This is a genomic window from Clostridium homopropionicum DSM 5847 (assembly GCF_001263795.1).
GTDB classification, from domain to species: domain Bacteria; phylum Bacillota; class Clostridia; order Clostridiales; family Clostridiaceae; genus Clostridium_H; species Clostridium_H homopropionicum.
On sequence record NZ_LHUR01000012.1, the window covers coordinates 300017 to 319412 of the forward strand.

Genomic DNA, 19396 nt, shown 5'->3' on the forward strand with positions numbered 1-19396 from the left:
TCAATTCCCCCTTAAAAGCTTCATATCTTCATCTATTCTGTTTTGTAACCATTCATTCTCTCTAATATATTTATTTACATATAATCTAAAATCAATTTCCTTTAATGGATCTATTATTAATTTATCATTGCTTTTTATGTAATGTCTGGCAAAGGGACTTGCAAATTCATTCATGTAAATAAAGGTTAAGTGAATGTTTTTATAGTTAAAATACTCTTCGAACAATGGAATGAGAGTATCCTCTATTTTAAATTCAGTTGAAGCATCAATTCTATATTGCAACAATAATAAGATATCTATATCACTTCTGCCACAAACCCAAAATTCTGTACCATAGCTACCAAATATGGCTGCAGATATTAAATTATCGATTTTAGGTAATTTTAGATTACTTAACTTAACCATTTCTCTATTTTCTCCCCTTGAAATTATAAATATGTTATTATTATATCACAACTAAAAAAAATTCTCTTCTTTAGGCAGAAATAGATTTCATCTAATAAATATTTGCCTTTATATTGGAAAGGCTGTATCAAATGGATGTATTAGATTGCACAATGCAAATGTTATTGAAGTGTTTAATTTGGTACCCATCGGAACGCCTGTAAAGATTATTTAACTAATTAAAAAAGACATCAACGGGTATCAAAACCTGTTGACGTTTTACTGTTAACTTAAGTTACCACTTACTGCAGAATTATTATGCAGTCAAAATATTTTCTTACTCTCTTACAATTATTGTAATTGTGAGAAATACTTTGACATATTTTTTTATGAATCGAGTTTCAATTACGTTTTTACAATTAATCCTAAAAACGTTAATTATTGCCTGCATGCTCCAGTAACCCAGTTTTGGAAAATACTAAGCATTTCCTCTAAGTTGTTTGGACCACCATTCCCGTGAAATATATTATCACTAACGTTACAATATATCCAGTTAGATTCACTTCGTTGAATATCTACTATCCCAAATTCTTTATCTTCTAGAATAGTATCTGTTAAGTCTATATCTACCATCCACCCAGGATTATCTAGTGTTGATATATTAATTCCATGACAATGCTCCCAGTCTCCATCACAATTTTCTAAATACCAATTTTGTATCCATTTTAGTACATTCAATAATATCACCTCTTTATTGGCACTTCCCAAGGTATAGGTGCTCTTACATCACCATGTACAATTTTATCATGTACATGAGGAAGCAATCTTTCTTTTGTTACCTTGTTAAAGTGCGGTTCTCATTTCATTTGTTTTGATGTTTTACTAGTCCTAAAACTAGAACTATTAGCATACTTAAAAGTAGGATAATAAAGAGTAATGCCATTGGTATTCTTACTAGATCAAAATACTGAGAATATCTTTCTTTTATAATCATCAGTAAAGCAATAACCATCACTGCAACTGTAAATATTATACCTCCAGCTATTAAATGCTTTGATATACTTGAGCCAATTGAAAATTTATATATAGCTATAAACATTAGTATAGGTGATAATACAAGAATACCAGCTTGTATTTTTATTGGAATATTTTCAATTCCAATTTTCTGTATAGTATACCTTACTACAACTACTGCAATAATTGCTGCTGCTAATCCCAATAAGTTTTTTGAATCTTTCATTCACTTCTACCTACTTTCGCATATGCCCTATTTGCATAGTAAGGTACGTGACTTGGTAGTTTATTTGCAGCTTTCTCTAATACCTTATCACCCAAACCTCCAATATTCCCAACTAATAAGTTATCTATTTGATTTTTACTTAATCTAACACTTTTTTCATTTTTATTCGGTACTACAGTGGATGCTTGTGTTCTTAGCCACTGGTCATACTGTCTTTGAGTCTCTTCATCTGCAAATGCAGTCTTCAAACCAAATGTATCTCGCCCATTAATCGGATTATTTTTACAATAAACAAAAAGATTATGTCCAAGTAATTCTCCTGTTTCACCAATAATACCATCAGCATTAATAAACCTACCCCACTCTGGATTATAATACCTACTCTGCAAATAGTACAATCCTGTCTCAGTATCATACCTATATCCTCTATATCTATAAGGGTTCTTGATTCCCACACTATCTTTCATCGTGCCATCTATAGATATTAATTTACCCCAGCTGTCATAAAAATAGCTTACAACTTGCACACCATCTTTATCGTACAATCCTATTATATCACCTTGAGCATTTCTGTATTTTAAGGAAGTTCTATAGCAAAGCTATAGAACTAAGCGATTCACACTAAATCAGAGATTTAGGTTCTCTGCTTATCAGTTCCGTTTAGGTTCATACTTACAAGATTACATTCAGCATCATAAGTATAATATATCTTATCAGCACCATTCTCTTCAAAAGTAACTTTGTCTCCTGCAAAACGTCAACTGGTATCAGAACCTGTTGACGTTTTGTTGTTAGCTTCAATCAGCCATTGTATGGAGTCTTAGCTGTTTGACTTATGATTTCCTAGGCTAGTGTCCTAGTAGCTCCTTTTTGGTGCTCAATCAAAGTTTTCGGTGCACTATTTTTATTTGCCAGTTACCTCTCACTGCAGAATTCTAATTATGAGGTGAATATCTACATCTAAATTGATATAAGCCGTATAGATACCAACAAATGGTGCTACTCTTATTATAGAGCATTATAAATGTAGCTAGTTTTAATTTACTTATGCAGCGAATTGTCAAAATCACATTTGTAGGTTATCTATTAACCAATACCTAATTTTTTTCTATTTTCAATTGTTAAACCCCATAGTTCCTCAATTGGTACTGCTCTTCTAGAACGTTTCTCAATCTCCTCGCCTTCTGCCCATAAGAAAGGATAAATAGAAATCCCTTCGTCGCCTGATATCTTTCGAACTTCATCCTGCCATCCTTGCCATCTGAAAGAATCATAAAATTTATTTATATTACCAACAAAAGTCCAGTGGACAAAGTCTGAAAATTTTAATTCTAAATCCTCCCATTCTAATGTATCTGGAGCTAGATAGCATACATTGCCAACAGTAACACCAAGCAGTCCACCATTTATTGCAAAAAATCCACCTAAAACATCATCTGCAACTAAAAGCGCCCCATCTAATCTTGGATTTTCGTTCTCAATATTTAGCTTATTCCATACTGAAACATCTCTTTTTAGCTTCTTGGAACCACAGCCTAGTATTCTTATCCAACCATTTTGTATTATTATTCCCCCACAATGATATGCTATCGCACCTAAAGTTGATTTTGTGGTAACTTGTAAATCATACAACACTCTTTCAGAATCCTCACTAGATGATGGTAGAATTTCTACTTGATTTATAGCTTCCTTTAGCCATTTATCAACTAGTTTCCAAGCTGATTTCTCATTATTGATCAATTCATTTAATTGCTTCATGTATTTCACTCTCCTCTTACTGTATAAAAACTAATCTCCAACTCTTATCCTTACCCTTGTCCCGTCAGGAAAAGCCCTCAGTTTGTGTCCCATCCATGAACCTGACCCTCTATTATCCGAAGGAACAACTGGTCGCACACTTGCCCCAGCTCCACCTTCTCTAAACATAGCAGGAGGATATTCATCTAAGTCTTTAGCTTTTACCTTGGGTATATCTTTCAATGACTCTTTTCTATTTGCCTTCGCCTTACTTCTGTCAACTGTCAACTTGTCTGGATGACCACTTTTTATAGCATCTTCTACGTGTTGTGCAGTCTCTGGGTACTTACTTCTAGGTATTACAATTTCTACATCAACATCATCATCAGAACTAGATTCGACTTCTCCTGAACTATCAGCCGCAACTGTTGACTGGTAATACCTATATCCCGCATATGTTAAGAATCCTGTTGAAGCTACAAGTGCAACTCCTATGGCTATTGGCGATGAAACAACTGCTGTTATAGTGCCTAATATTCCTGTTGCTACCTGACCTAATGAAGGAAATGTTAAAGCAAACCAACTTCCACTTGGGTCATACAAATTCACTGGATTATTTAAGCAATAAGCAAACATGTTAGCTGATAGTAAGGTTCCAACCTTGCCTACATATTCATCAACATTAAGGAATCTACCCCACTCAGGATTGTAGTACCTGCTTTGTAGATAGTACAACCCCGTCTCGGTATCATACCTATATCCTCTATATCTGTAAGGATTCTTATATCCTACACTTGATGTATTATTTGTTATGTCAGTTCCACTACCATCTTTTATGGATATAAGTTTTCCCCAAGAATCATAAGTATAAGATGCAACTGCAGAACCATTCTTATCAAATAATCCTATTATATCACCTTGAGCATTTCTAATGTAGTAGTATTCTACTCCATTTAGATTCATACTTACTAAATTCTCATCTGAATCATATGTGTAGTAAATCTTGTCTACACCATTATCCTCATAGGTTACTTTATCTCCTGCAAGATGATATTTTGTTGTTACTCCATTTACTGTCTTTTCTGTTCTTATGCCATCTGCATTGTATTTATAGCTTATATTTTTACCATTACCATTTAAACTTTGAAGCTGTCTTCCCTGCTCCCAAGTAAATGTATATCCATCATAAGTTAGTGGGTTTCCTATGGCATCATAAGTTATAGGCTTTCCATCAAATGATGTTAACTTGTCTTTCCAGTTAATATCAGTGTATTCATAGTTATATGTTTTTAATGGTGTTCCAGGTGTTCCTGTTGTATAAGGATATTCTGTTTTACTTAGAATATTTCCTCCAGCATCATATGAGTAAGTTATGGTCTTATTTAATACTTGGTTGTCTTCTCTTGTAAGCTGATTTAGTTGATCGTAAGTATAATTTATTACTTTTCCATTTTCAGTTATAGTTGCTATATTACCATTTGGGTCATAAGTGTAGGCTATCTTGTTTCCATTGTTATCTATTTCTTTAACTTTTGTAGTTGTATTTACCACAGAACCTACGGTCTTTCCAGTTTCAAAGCTGTATTTTGTTATAAAATCTATTACACCTGTACTTAGAGTTCTATCTGTTACTCTTCCTATGGCATCATATTTATAATTTACTTTATTTCCTCTTCCAGCACTGTAAGCTTCATTTATTTCTTCACTACTTAGCTCTGTATTATAATATGTTAAACCCTCCAGCTGTCCATTCAGTTGGTTACTTCCAGCTACTGTACTTCCTACAGCTGTTTTTGCTCCAGTAAAGTCTTTAAAGCTTGTAGTGCTTCCTGAGTAAACTTTATCATTTAGATATAGTTTTACATTTAAGGTTGCTCCTGATACACTCCAAGTAAAGGCTGCATAATTCCATGTATTTAGAGTAATTATATCTGTAGAGGTTATTAGAGTTAACCAGCTGCCACTAGCATTTCTAACTGCTAGATTAAGCTTACTGTTGCTGTCCAGATAAGTAGTTAATAAGGATCCATTTCCTTCTGATGCTAAAATATATCTATTTGTTGCTCCACCCTTAGTGTTAAGCCATACTCCCATAGTTCCTTGACTTTGCTTTAAGCCTAAGTCATATAGAATTTTTGTACTTGAGCTAGTGGTAAGCACCCTCTTCTGTTTTACTGTGCTATCAGTTACTGCAATGTCTTTTTCATAACTTTCCCCAGCAATGCTGTAAGGTTTTGTTCCTCTTGATCCTGTGGTTGAATTATTTAGTGGGAAATATTCTGTTCCTTCACTATTCAATAATGGATTTTTGTAGTATATATCTGTTACCCTATTATCTTTATCATAATCGTAAGAAGTTATATATCCAATTCCATTTACTTTTTCTTGGAAAGTGCTTATATTTCCTCCTTTGTCATAGTTATAAGTCATTATATTTCCATCAGAATCTTTTAACTTCGTTAGCCTGTCTGATGCATCATAGATGTATCTATATGTTTTATTATTAATTAAATCTTCAAGAATTCCTAGATTTCCACTGGCATCATAGGAATATTTATATTTTTCTGCTCCATTAATTAGTTTAGAACTTATTCTATCTTCACTATCATAGTTGTAAGATATGGAGGTTCCATTACCGTAGGTAGAACTTTGGAGAAGTCCTGTTCTAGAATGAAAGACATTAGTGATTAAGTTCTGACTTCCTACGTTAACTTCACTATTATTACCTGCTCCGTCATAATTGAAAGTATAGCTAAAGCCATTATGACTTACTGACTTTATTTTATCATTTTCGTAGGTATAGCTGTTTTTTATACTATTTAATCCAAGATAGTTTCCTCTTCCAATATCTCGTATAGAATTTATATCAGTTTGTGATAGTGCTTCTCCGGAGTATATAAATTGGTCCATCAATCCATTTATTGAATATAATCCTGAATCATGCATACCTAATGAGGTAGTTGCTCCTGTAAAATCTTTTATAGTTGCTGCATTTATATCAGCTACACTATACACTTTATCATTTAGATACAAATTAAAGGTTAATATACTGCTTTCATTTTTGCTCCAGTTAAAGGCTATATAATTCCAAGTATTTGCAGTTACAGTATCTGTAGAGGTTATGACGGTTCTCCAGGTTCCATCACTATTTCTTACTGCTAGGTTCAGCTTGTTACTTGTGTCTAAATATAGGGTTAACATAGAGCTATTGCCGCCAAACTGTGAATCAAGTATATATCTTGTAGTTGCACTAGTGCCTGGATTTACCCATGCCGCCATAGTACCTGAGCTTATACCTAATCCTAAAGTGTATGCAAGCTTATAGTTATCTAATGCTTTAAGTACAAGTTTTCCGTTCTCATCATTATCAAACAAAGCATTATTTGCTGAAGGACTTGTACCCTTCGTTCCTGTTGTACTTCCTTCAAGAGGAAATACTTCAAGGTTTCCGTTAGAAGCTAAAGTTTCTACTTGCTTTAATCTATCTATGGAATCATAGGAATAAAATATTGAATTTCCTTTTGCATCTGTCGTTCTATCTAAATTCCCTTTAGTCGTATTATAATTATAAGTTACTTTATTTCCTGAGGAATCTTCTATGGAATTTAAATAATTTCCGTCGGTAGTATATGCTGCTGCAGATTGTACCGTAAGTTCACTTGTTTCTCCTACCTTTGATGTTGTAATGTTTCCACTAGCATCATATTCAAAGGTGTATTTTACGTTTTCAGCAGAAATAGCTGTCTGTATATTGTGCTTAGCATCATGGGTATAATTGTATATTCCGCCATTTACATTTGTAGCTTTAACAACATCATTATTTTGATATTCAAACTGAGATTCCTCTGCTCTTACATCCTGTACGGATTTTATATTACCTTTATCGTCGTATACATAACTTTGGCTAAACTCTTCTTTGTATAGCTGAAGGCCATCGAAATATGCTGTATTTTCATTCTGGTAGTAAAGAGCATAGAAGGTTAAGCTCTTATATGCAGCACCTGTAATTATTTTTGCTGATGCATACTGCCATTCGGTGGAATCTTCATTGAAAGGAACTACCTTCCATTCATAGGTTCCATCTAACTTTTCTATTCCCACATCTAATGCAAAGTATCTTCCACTTGATAATGGCACTGAGTCTCCTTTTGCCCATCCTGATACTACATAAACATCTCCAGCATTACCTGACTGATTAATCTTTTGATATATGGTTTTATTTAATGATGCACTTCCATTAATTCTAAATACCTTTTTAGTAGTGTCTAATTTTATAGGATATGAAGAATCTGAAGAAGTTACTAAAGTGTCATTACCATCAGTATAAGAATTTTTACTCCAGAAATCTGGCGTAGCTAAACCATAAATAAAATTAGGATTTTCTAACATATTGTATCTATTAGCTAAAGCTCCATCTTCTAATTGAATGGCATCAAAGTATGCTGCTCCACTTTCATTTGCAATACCTACATTTGCTTCAACTACATCTGACGCAGCATTACTTGGAAGAGTAAAGGTTACTTCTTCTCTTTCCCATTCATTGGTTCCAGAAACATAATCAGAATATACCGTTTGAGTATTTCCACTAGAATCTTGATAACTTATAAATACTGCTGCACCTTTTTTGTTATCCTTGGATACATTCTCTGTTTTTATATAAGCTGATAGGGTGTACGTGTTTCCCTTTGTCAAGGTTACCTGCTGCTTATGAAAACGTCTATTTAAAGTATCTAGTTTTTCAGTTTTTAAGGCTTGTGCTCCTAAATACTTAATCGTAGTATCATAGGTTGATGAGCCATTGGTATTTCCATCATTAACTGCGGTCCAATTGCCTACTATTTCTGCATTATGATTTTTTAAGTAATTCATTATAGGCTTTTGAAGCTTTGATTCGAAAGATAACTTATTGTATAATTCTTTTCCAGTATCGCTCTTTGTATTATAGTCATAATAAAGGGCATTCCCTTCATCATCTCTTGTAGATACGGTGTTTCCGTAATTATTGAACTGGTATATATTTTTCTTTCCCCTATAATCATTATAGGTAGTACTATTATATCCATAATTAACGTTTATCCCTTGTCCTGGTGTACCATCCTCATTAGTCTCTATTATTTGTTTTACACGGTAAGGAAGTACATCATAATATATATATCCTATTTTATAACCATCAAAATTTGTAACATACTCTAAGTTGTTGTTTGCGTTATAAGTATAAGTACTATAGTTTCCATCTGGGTAAGTTATTCTTGATAAATTTATTCCATCATAAGAAAAACTTGTCCTTCTGTTACTTGGATCAATTATACCTAAAAGGTATCCACTTTCACTAACATCAAGTTTAGTAACTCTACCTGCTCCATCAGTTATAGATTTTAATACTACCCCATCGTAGCTTAAGGTTAGAGTATTTCCATTACTATCTTGTATTTTATAGAGATATCCACCAGAGGTAAATAAAAGTGCATTATCCTTCTTATCTTTTATTTTATATCTTTCATTAGTACTAGATGGATTTATAGTCATAGTAATATCTATTCCACTCTCATCTTTATACACACTTTCAGTGGAATCATATACTAAGTAATGCTTCGTTCCATCCTCATCTGTATATACATAATTTTGTGTTACAGCATCAAAAACTAATTTTTGACTTAGATTTAATCTCCATCCGTTACCATATCCATTACTTACATTTCTCTCATTGCTGTTAAATACATGACTTAAGGATATAGGCATTTTGTTTCCATTCATTGATAAATCATTGTGCACAAGTACTAAGTTACCATTATAATCATTGACATAGCCTGTACCAGCTCTTCCTATATCCTGAGAATGATATGTCCAGTAATTTTCAAGGCCTGTACTATCCGTGTAATAAATTAATCCTCGTGGTCTTAGTTCTACAAGTGCTGATTCGGAATCAGAAGAAATAAATTGATTGTATCCACTAGCTTCATTGTGATTTTTAATCATCAACCCGTTATTAGTTCCAGTAGATGTCCACTCTTTAGCAATGGAGGTTATATCCCATGCAAATTCAGCATATTGATTCCCGCTTACTATTTCATAGTCCTCTATCTTAGGATTATAAGCTGGCTGATTGTTCCAAGTTATAGTACTTGAATTCCAAGATCCTTGCACTTTATGAACGTCTATTTGCGTCGGTGTTGCATTTGCTTGATTTAAATATAAAAATAGGTAAGCTCCAGTAACTATGCTTGTAGATTGTATTGTAGGTAAATCAAATGAAATAAATGCTCTATTCCTGTTTGTTGTTGAACCTTGTCCAACCTGTAGGAATTCAACTCCTCCATAGTTTGAGTTAGGCACTCCTTCTGCTACATAGCTGTCATGAATGCTATTAATATTTAGAGGGGTTTGTACTGTTGGATCAATAATTACAGGATATACTCTATCTTTACTATCTAACCATTCCTTATTTGGCAACAAACTTAAAATATAATTATCGTCCTTTTGTTCTAATAGGATCTCTATATACTTACTTATCTCTCCCTTAGTATCATACATGAAGGGAGCTTCCATAGTATATATAAGCTTTGAATTATCAACATCATCGTAAAAACTGATACTTTTATCTTCATTTAGTTTTGCAGTTAAATTCTTAGTTTTTAAGGTAAATTGAAAATTAGGGTTATCCACTTTTTCATTTAGTACTATTGATTCCTTAACTTTTTTTGATATAATACTGTATTCTAGATTTACTTTATCTTCTATATTTTCATACTTTACCTTTGAATTAATATTTTTTAATACCTTTTTGTCATCATCACTATTTCCATCCTTCGCTAAGTCTAGAACATTCTCTTGAATATTTGAAGACACTACCTTCGCTTCAACTTCTGCAATAGGGGCTTCAGTCTCCCCATCACTAGATCCATCTGTACTTTTGCTCATTTTCCAAGATATTTCATACTTATCTTTATTAATGCTTATTAAATTTTCCGAATTAGATTTTTTAGATATTTTAACCTTAAAATCATTGTCTTTGTTTTCCAGCACGCTATTACCTGATTCATCTGTAGCTTCTACTAGAGTATTGTCTATGTCCTTCCATTCACCATTTTCCTTGTAGTGAACTGGATCGTTATATATTACTGCTTCATATGTATTATCCTCGAGTAAAAAGTGTTTTATGTTCTCTTCTCTTTTTTCTTTCACCTCTTTGAGTATTTTTGGTGGATTTTTTGCTGCAGCTTGTGCTTCTGTTTCGCTAAATTGTGGTTCTACATAGTTTTGTTTATTCTCACCATTTATTGTCTCTGCAAATACCTGTGTTGGCAGAGCAGTAAAAATAAAAAAAGCAATTAAGATCCTAGAAATTAATCTCTTGTAGCTATTCACTATATTTCCTCCTTCACTTTAAATGTTAACAAATTGTTAACTAAAGTGTATTATAGAACCTCCTCTGGCTCAAGGAGTAATATATGCTGTATTAGCTACTATATTACATTACATGATTATAGTGTAATTAATCCCTACATATACTAATTAGTTTATAGTAAGCATCTTAACTTCCCCATGTATTATGTCCTTCTAATATGAATAACGTTTATTTTTTCAATACTAACTTGGTATCTTTAATTACCTTAGCTATAGTGTAAAATATTACAAAGAACTCCAATCTACCTAAAAGCATTAAAACAGATTCAGTCCATAAAACAACTCCTGAGACATTAGCTGAAGTAACTCCAACAGATAATCCAACCGTACTAAGACTTGATGCAATTTCAAACATAGCATCCCTAAGAGGATATCCGCTTAGAGTAATTATGCAAACTCCTATAAAATAAGTTATAACATACATAATCAAAAAATTCCCTAGTTCTACCAAATGATTATCTTTCACATAATATTTTCCATCTGGTCTAAATACATAATTCTCTTTAACTCCGTATTTAGGGAGTAAGAATCCCTTTATATTCCACAATAATGATTTAATTAGTACATATGCTCTATAAAGTTTTAATCCACCAGCAGTTGAACCAGTTCCACCACCAATAATCATTAATATAACCATTACAAATATTCCAAAATCATTCCAATTAGTATATGTTACTGTAGAAAAACCTGTTGTAGAGATAGCTGAAGTTGCTTCAAAAATTGCTATTCTAAAAGATCTCCCAAGAGATGTATACAACCCTCTTAGAGTATAGAATGCTAATAGCGGAATTGATAAAGACATTAGGAAGAACATAAATCTTACTTCACCAATTCTAAAAAACCTTTTAACTTTCCCTTTTAAAATTAAATAATGAGCTGCAAAGTTAGTAGTTCCAAGTATCATTAAAATAATTGTTATTAATTCTATTATTGGACTTTTATATTCTCCTATACTATTTACTTTAGTAGAAAAACCCCCTGTCGATACTGCAGCTATTGAATGATTAATTGCATCAAATATAGACATTCCAGCTATTACATACAGTATTATTCCTGCTATTATATATCCGCTATATATCTTCATTATAAGACTTGTAGTTTTCTTTATATTAGGGAGTAATTTATCTGACCTTGCTTCTGCAGTATAAAGTCCCATGCCAAGAGGACCTATAATTGTTGAAAGCATAACTACTGCAAGTCCTGCCCCTCCAAAAAATTGCATTATACTTCTCCATAGTAAAAACACTTTTGGTGCTTTAGTAACATCTACTACAGATAATCCTGTTGTTGTCCACCCACTAGTACATTCAAAAACAGCTTGAGTAAAATTAAGCATACCTGATAATGTGAATGGAAAAGATGATATAATAATAGCTACTATCCAAGATAAGACTACAATTATTCCTCCATCCTGCACTGTAAGAGATATAACTTTTCTATTTTTTAATCTATTGCTCATTAAAATACCTAAAACTATAGATACTGCCGAAGGTATAATAAAGTATATACCTTGACTTACTTCATCAGTGTAAAAAAATAAAGAAATTAAAGGTATTATCAGTACAATTCCTGCTCCTATTGTTATTATTCCTATATATCCTATGATAAGCTGATATTTCTGTTTTAATTGATCTAGGTAGAGCATATCTTATTCAATCCTTCCGGTTATACTTTTAAGTACATTAGACTGCACTTTTGGCAAGCATAATATTATGAGTTTATCATCTAAAAGTATTATTGTATCACCATTAGGTATTACAGGTTTGTCATTTCTTATTATGCATCCTATAGTAGAATCTTCAGGCATAGATATATCTTTTAATCTTTTATTTATAACAGGAGAGTCCTCTAAAATTTCTACTTCTAAGCTTATTACTTTTCCTTCCTCTATAGGAATTAAGTTTATAATATCTTCTATAGAAATTCTTTGCTCGATAAGTGATGAAATTATATCAGTTGTACTTATAACAGTATCAACTCCCAATTCTTTAAAAATGCCTACATTATTTGGATCATTTACAACTGCAAAGGTTCTACTAACCTTAAAAATTTTCTCTGCAAGCTGACATATTACTAAATTACTTTGATCCTTACTTGTTAATGCTATTACTAAGTCAGTATATGCAGCACCAGCATCCTCAAGTATATAAGGCTTTGTAGCATCTCCATTAACTGTTACTATATTATATATCCTTGCAAGCTTTACACATTCTTCTTTATCACTGTTTATAATAGTGACATTATATCCTTTTGATATAAAGATTTTCGTTAGGAAATATACATTATTTCCTCCTCCTACTATGATTATCTTCATTATTTATCCGCCTTTTCTCCATTATTAATTATAATATTTTTAAATTCCAATGCTGAAAGGTTGGTAGGGCATATAGTATCTATATTTAAGTTTTTGTACACTTCTTCTCTGGCTGGCTCATATAATCTTGTTATAACCCTAGGTACTTTATAAATAATCTTAGCAATTTGTGCAATCATAATGTTAGTATTATCGTCATCAGTAGCTACTACCACTACATCTGCTTTATCTATCTTAGCTCTAAGCAATGTATCTAGTTCAATTGCATTTGCTTCTAAGGTAAATCCACTAAAATCATCAGATAACTTTGTAAAAGCAGATTCCTTTTTATCTATGACAACCATACTTTTTCCTTCTTTTGAGAGAAGGTTAGCTATGCTTCCTCCTAATCTTCCACAACCAACAATTATTATATATTCATCCTTATTTCTATTAAACATCGTCATTATCATCCCCAAAATCTATTCCTTTCCTAGTATACATATACTCAGTTGCTCTATCTAAATTATGTTGCGCTGGTTTATATGCAGCATCTAAAGAAAGTGCAACTCTATAATGGTTTAGTGCCGATTGTATATTATTTTTGTATTCTAATAAAATTCCAAGTAAATTATGAGGTTCTGGTGCATCTACATTTAATCCTATAGCTTTCTTAAGATATTCTTCAGCATCAGAATATTTTCGATCTTGAAGACACTTTTTCCCATACTGCAGTGCATCCTTATAGGTGATTTTATCCTTACTCTCTATTTCTTCAACTCTAATTTCCTGTCTTTCTAAAACTTCTTTAACAATTACTCTTACCTCTTCCGGGGTAAAAGGCTTACTTATAAAATCAATTGCTCCAAGCTTCATAGCTTCCACGGCTTTTTCAATAGTTCCATATGCAGTCATCATAATTACATTAACATTTATTCCTTTGTCCCTTATTTCTTTTAAAACCTGCATTCCATTAAGTCCAGGCATTTTTATGTCGAGCATTACCAAATCAAATTTTTCACTCTTTATTTTACTAATACCTTCTTCACCATTTGTTGCTATAGATATTTCATATTGTTGATCTTCAAGGCACTTTTTCAAGGTAAGTCTTATGTTCTTTTCATCATCTACTATTAATATCTTGTTACTCATTTTAACCCCTCCTACTGATTTCTAAATATTTTTTTATTACTTCTTTTATATCATCCATTGTAAAAGGCTTTATTAAATAATCATTAGCCCCAACATCAAAAGCTTTTTTTAAATCCTCCTGCTGATTTTTAGCACTCATAAAAATTATTGGAATATGCCTTGTTTTGATATCTTTCTTTAATATTTCACACACCATATATCCATTCATTTTAGGAATTAGTATATCCAAAAGTATCATATCTGGTATATACTCAAAAGCAAGGTTTGCTCCCTCAATACCGTCTTCAGCTGCTATTACTTCTACATTGTAAGCTTTGAAAAACATCTTTAATGTTAGTAAAATATGTTTTTCATCCTCTATAATTAATATCTTCTGCATTTTATTCTCCTCTATTCCTAATTATTTATCTATATTTAATGTGAAATAAAATGTAGTAACCTCTCCTTCTTTGCTTGTAACCCATATATCTCCACCATGCGCATTTATTATTTCCTTACTTATTGCAAGACCAAGACCTGCTCCTCCTGTAGATCCATTGTTATCATCCTTAAGTTGAACGAATTTTTCAAAAATCTTTTTATGATATTCCTTAGGTATCCCTGCTCCATTATTACTTACATAAACAAGCATCTTATTATTTCTAAACTTACATCCTACTGTTATAATTCCACTTCCATCAGTGGGGGTGTACCTTATAGCATTACCTATAAGATTACTAATAACTAGCGATATTTTACTTATGTCGCCCATTACATTATTATTTCTATTATTGATCTCTAAATTAAGTTTTATATTTTTTTCTTTCAATTGCAAGTTAAATACCCTAACTGTATTTTCTATCATATCTTTAATATCAAACTTTTCTATATTCATTTTCATTCTGCCAGATTGTATTCTTGATAAATCTAATAATTCATCTACAAACTTTTTAAGTCTTATTTGGTCCTCTTTTATAGCTTGAATAATCTCCCTTTGATCATCATTTATATTTCCTAATGTATTTTCTAACAACAGATCTACTCCCATACTTATAGATGTTAATGGAGTTCTAAATTCATGAGATACTGTTGAAACAAACTCTGACTTAACTTGATCAATCTCTTTAAGTTTAGTTATATCCTGCAAGAGTGTTACAACTCCAAAATATTCCCCTGAATCACTTATTATAGGTGTAACATTAATTCGATAATATTTATCAATTTCATTATCTTTTATTGTAATATCCTCATAGTTTTTATATTCATCATATCCTTTATTAACTGACACATTGTTTATAATTTCAAACATATCTTGTCTTCCTATACATTCTAAAAAGTGTTTATTTAATACCTCTCTCTCTCTAATGTCTAGAATCTTTTCAGCCGCTCTGTTAACCAATGTTATATTATTAGAATTGTCCGTAACTATTACTCCATCACTAATGCTCTCTACTATGCCTTCACTCTTCCGCTTTTCTTTCAATAACTTATTTATATTTAGCATTTCGTAGTTTTTTAGTTTATCTGACATTATGTTAAATTCATATGCAAGATTAGCTATTTCATCATTTCCTTCTACCTCTAGTTTTTGACCATAATATCCTTCTGAAATTTTCTTTATTTTTTCAATTAAAATATGAATTGGTTTAACAATCTCTTCAGTCAAATAAAGTAATAATATTAGTCCTATTAATATTATTACTATAGATAATAATATTGTTGAGTATGTTGCCTTAGCTGCTATATTCTTAGCATTATTCTTTTTAACTACCATAGCTTCCTGATTTATATTTAATAAATTTCTGCACTCAGCTTTTGTACTATTAAACAGGGGTAAAATATTATTGTAGTAATAACTATTATCTATTCCCATTTGTATCTTTCCATACATTTCCTTTAGTGTCAAAAATGACTGCATATACTGAGAATATAATTTGTTTAGCTTATCTATAGTTTTAGACTCATCTTTTTCAGTTATGTTATCCTCTGCTATAGATAGATACTTTAAAAACTGCATTTGGTTATAATAAAAAATGTCTACCATTCCTTTATCATTTGCAAATAAATATCCTAGCTCTGCACTATCCTGTCTCTCTATTGCTTCTATCATATTTTGTGCTGCTACTATACTTCTATAATTAGACTCCATAATATTATCTATAGAATCATTCAATCTCCTAAAGTTGATGACAGACCATACGCTGCTGATTATTAATGCTACGATTAGTACAAAATATATAGTTAGTATTTTACTTTTTATACTACGAAATTTTTTCATATCCAAACTCCTCTAACCTTCAAGGTATGAATTTTAATTTATTTAATTCATCATCCTTTATGATTTCTGAAAAAGGGTAAAAAAATACCGTGGAGAAACCACGTTTATTATTTCCTCCGCTTCAATTATAGAATTCAGCGCTTATATTAAATTAAACAAGTAAAGACCATCAAAGCTCCACAGTCTATGTACTCTTTTATATTATTTGGTTCATTTTAACATATATATTATTGATACTCAAACCACACAATTATTTTTATCTTATTTATTATACCTATATATAAATTATCTTCATAAATTATCCCACATATGCTTGGCTTATCTTGAAAAATCTATAAGTATAACTGTAGCAAATTCACTTTTAAGGTTATGGTATTCATGGAACAAATAATCCTTCTTCTATTGGAAAGGCTGAAAATAATATTTTACCATTTTACATTTTATTATTCCATATCAGAAATTTAGCATCTGAATTTCACCACCTACTTTATAAAATAAGCTAACCATCTAAAAAATCTTCCTATATTTTTAAAAGAAACTATATTGCACAATAATTCAGTTAGCCTTCCAAACTTCCTATAAAATAAATTAAATGCCAGAAATGGAATCCATTGCTTTTTAGATTTTGGTAGTCTTTTCATTATATTTTTAAACGTGTACACTTCTTTATATATCCATAGATAACCATTATATAATTCTTCTGCTGTCATATTCTTTGGTTTATATACCACATGGGCAGTATTATAATTTGACAAATTAAAATCTACAATTCTATTTTCCTCTACTAATGATGAATATAACTTTGTACCAGGATATGGGGTAAGGATATGTGAGGTTACCGTTTCTATTTTATTTTTAACTATCCATTCTAATGTACTCTTAAATACAGAAACATCATCTTCATCTAATCCGAAAACAAAGCTTGCATTTATCATTATTTCCCTTTTATGAATTTCATCTATAAGTTTCTCATATCTATTTACACTATTTTGCACCTTATGAACACTGTCTATTGACTTACTATTTATACTTTCAAAACCTATAAATAGACTTTGGCAACCAGCCTCCTTCATTTCATCTAATAATTCGGGCATGTCTACTATATTAGAAGTAACCGCTGCATTCCACTTTAGTTTAAGAGGTTCTATTTCCTTTAATAATTTTTTTGTCCATTGGGGATTTCCAATAAAATTATCATCAATAAACATTATATGTCTTGTCTTTAATGCCTTTATATCTTTAATTATATCGTCTATTGGCCTATTAATATAAGTTTTAAGCATATTTTTGCAACTGTTGTAGCAGAAGTCACATTTAAAAGGACATCCTCTGCTTGTACTAATTATATTAGTATATAAATACTTTTTATTATCAATAATGTAATAGTTAGGTGATACTATTTCTTTCCCAGCAATATTTTCCATATCATAATATATCTTTTTAAGCGAATTATTTTCTTTATCTTTAAGGATTTTTGTCCAAACTCTCTCAGCCATTCCTACACATATTGCGTCAAAACTATTAAGAGCACCCTCTGGATCTGCTGTAATATGAATACCTCCTGCAATTACGGTTACACCACGTTTTTGGAACTCCTTTGATATTTCCACCGCTCTATTCATAACATCTACAGTGACAGTTATTGCTACCAAATCTACAGGTTCATCAAAATCTATATTTTCAACATTTTCATTCTCAATAATAACTTCATGCTCTTTCGGCGTAAGATTTGCTATTGTTAATAAAGCTAATGAAGGAGACATTCTTGTTTTTAACTTTGTATCCATAGGTCTTGGCAGCATTGCAGGTTGAATTAATTTAATCTTCATACATTACCTCCCAGCATAAAAATTTACAATTGACAATGCACAATGGACAATTATAGATGCCTTTTCTCAACGAACTTAGAAAAGCCTCTATTATATATTTTAGGAAATTCAGCTCTGCTGAATTTCATCCTTCATTGTTAATTGTCAAATGTCTATTGTCAATTAAATTCATTTCTGTATTCTAAAATATCACCTGGTTGGCAATCCAAAGCTTTGCATATTGCCTCTAAAGTTGAAAATCTAATAGCTTTGGCCTTTCCATTCTTTAGTATAGAGAGGTTTGCCATGGTTATTCCAACCTTCTCTGTAAGTTCTGTTACACTCATTTTTCTTTTAGCTAACATCACATCAATATTTATTATAATTGCCATGTTATTCACCTCATACCGTTAAATCATTTTCTGATTTTATGTCTATGGCTTCTTTTAAAAGCCTTTGAAGAACAGCAGCAAAGACTGCAATTACAATTGACGCAAAAATAATGATGACTGGGATTCCTACTAGACCTGGGGCGTCGTCTGCATCCGCTATTGGAAATAAGAATGGTATTAGTACTGTATATACGATACTGATTGTGACTGCACAGTATTTTATATTCTTCAAAGCCTTTACAGATAATTCCGAGAAAGCTTTGTTCTTGTCAATATAGCTTAAAAGTTTTAAAGCCTGATAAAGAGCAAAGAAATACGTTATGGCTGCTACATACACACCCATTAAAATAAGAAAGTGTAAATAATTCACAAATCCAGGCAACCAAAATATGCATAAAGCAAGAACCGGTATTCCAATAAGAATAACAAATATCTTTAAAAATAGTGTTGAACCATGTTTCATAAAAAGCACCTCACATTTAATTTTTAATTTTTATGTATTTTACTATGTATATGATAACATCTTTTTTATCGTTTATCAATAAATAATTATTGAGTAATATTATATTTTTATTGAATAATTTTGTTTTATAATAAAAAAGGGTTAATAGAAAAGCAAGAAGCCACTTTGTAAAATGAAAAGCCACCTTTGTAATCGACAACTAAATATTTGTAACCGAAACGCAGTTTTTGTATCCGTAATGCCTGTTTTGTAATCGAGAAGCAATT

General features: G+C 31.4%; 15 protein-coding genes and 1 pseudogene. 1 reads left to right on the forward strand and 15 read right to left on the reverse strand.

Annotated elements, in window-relative coordinates:
* Window positions 1-405, reverse strand: a complete 405-nt coding sequence (locus tag CLHOM_RS04850) for a nucleotidyltransferase domain-containing protein (protein ID WP_052220557.1) — start codon at window positions 403-405, stop codon at window positions 1-3.
* Between the two features lie 112 nt (window positions 406-517).
* Between CLHOM_RS04850 and CLHOM_RS17815 the strand changes: the two genes are divergently transcribed.
* Window positions 518-619: a L,D-transpeptidase gene (locus CLHOM_RS17815; RefSeq protein WP_423230626.1), complete on the forward strand. Its 102-nt coding sequence runs from the start codon at window positions 518-520 to the stop codon at window positions 617-619.
* A 203-nt stretch (window positions 620-822) separates the two neighbouring features.
* Here the strand turns inward: CLHOM_RS17815 and CLHOM_RS04855 are convergent, their stop codons facing one another.
* From CLHOM_RS04855 to CLHOM_RS04920, 14 genes and pseudogenes are all read right to left on the reverse strand, one after another.
* Window positions 823-1122, reverse strand: a complete 300-nt coding sequence (locus CLHOM_RS04855; RefSeq protein ID WP_052220558.1) for an immunity 53 family protein — start codon at window positions 1120-1122, stop codon at window positions 823-825.
* Window positions 1123-1246: 124 nt separating this feature from the next.
* The gene (locus tag CLHOM_RS04860; RefSeq protein WP_052220559.1) at window positions 1247-1624 is read right to left on the reverse strand and encodes a hypothetical protein; all 378 of its coding nucleotides are present in this window, start codon (window positions 1622-1624) and stop codon (window positions 1247-1249) included.
* A gap of 248 nt (window positions 1625-1872) precedes the next feature.
* Window positions 1873-2333 (reverse strand): annotated as a pseudogene (locus CLHOM_RS18915) (RHS repeat-associated core domain-containing protein); the annotation flags it as partial.
* Window positions 2334-2710: 377 nt separating this feature from the next.
* The gene (locus CLHOM_RS04870; protein ID WP_052220561.1) at window positions 2711-3382 is read right to left on the reverse strand and encodes a DUF2625 domain-containing protein; all 672 of its coding nucleotides are present in this window, start codon (window positions 3380-3382) and stop codon (window positions 2711-2713) included.
* A 30-nt stretch (window positions 3383-3412) separates the two neighbouring features.
* On the reverse strand, window positions 3413-10726 hold the full coding sequence (locus CLHOM_RS04875; protein ID WP_052220562.1) for a DNRLRE domain-containing protein: 7314 nt from the start codon (window positions 10724-10726) through the stop codon (window positions 3413-3415).
* A gap of 208 nt (window positions 10727-10934) precedes the next feature.
* The gene (locus CLHOM_RS04880) at window positions 10935-12410 is read right to left on the reverse strand and encodes a TrkH family potassium uptake protein (protein WP_052220563.1); all 1476 of its coding nucleotides are present in this window, start codon (window positions 12408-12410) and stop codon (window positions 10935-10937) included.
* Between the two features lie 3 nt (window positions 12411-12413).
* Complete coding sequence (locus CLHOM_RS04885; protein ID WP_052220564.1) at window positions 12414-13079, reverse strand: potassium channel family protein; 666 nt, start codon at window positions 13077-13079, stop codon at window positions 12414-12416.
* On the reverse strand, window positions 13079-13519 hold the full coding sequence (locus CLHOM_RS04890) for an NAD-binding protein (RefSeq protein ID WP_052220565.1): 441 nt from the start codon (window positions 13517-13519) through the stop codon (window positions 13079-13081). The genes CLHOM_RS04885 and CLHOM_RS04890 overlap by 1 nt, the downstream gene beginning before the upstream one ends.
* Window positions 13512-14210, reverse strand: a complete 699-nt coding sequence (locus CLHOM_RS04895) for a sigma-54-dependent transcriptional regulator (RefSeq protein WP_052220566.1) — start codon at window positions 14208-14210, stop codon at window positions 13512-13514. The genes CLHOM_RS04890 and CLHOM_RS04895 overlap by 8 nt, the downstream gene beginning before the upstream one ends.
* 1 nt (window position 14211) lies before the next feature.
* A complete protein-coding gene (locus CLHOM_RS04900) occupies window positions 14212-14589 on the reverse strand; it encodes a response regulator transcription factor (RefSeq protein ID WP_052220567.1) in 378 nt (125 codons plus the stop codon).
* Window positions 14590-14610: 21 nt separating this feature from the next.
* Window positions 14611-16467: an ATP-binding protein gene (locus tag CLHOM_RS04905; RefSeq protein WP_052220568.1), complete on the reverse strand. Its 1857-nt coding sequence runs from the start codon at window positions 16465-16467 to the stop codon at window positions 14611-14613.
* 482 nt (window positions 16468-16949) lie between these two features.
* Window positions 16950-18296: a B12-binding domain-containing radical SAM protein gene (locus tag CLHOM_RS04910; RefSeq protein WP_052220569.1), complete on the reverse strand. Its 1347-nt coding sequence runs from the start codon at window positions 18294-18296 to the stop codon at window positions 16950-16952.
* 158 nt (window positions 18297-18454) lie between these two features.
* Window positions 18455-18667 carry a helix-turn-helix domain-containing protein gene (locus CLHOM_RS04915; RefSeq protein ID WP_052220570.1) on the reverse strand — a complete coding sequence of 71 codons (213 nt, stop codon included), beginning with the start codon at window positions 18665-18667 and terminating at the stop codon, window positions 18455-18457.
* A 10-nt stretch (window positions 18668-18677) separates the two neighbouring features.
* Window positions 18678-19130: a DUF2975 domain-containing protein gene (locus tag CLHOM_RS04920; protein ID WP_052220571.1), complete on the reverse strand. Its 453-nt coding sequence runs from the start codon at window positions 19128-19130 to the stop codon at window positions 18678-18680.
* Between the last annotated feature and the right edge of the window lie 266 nt (window positions 19131-19396).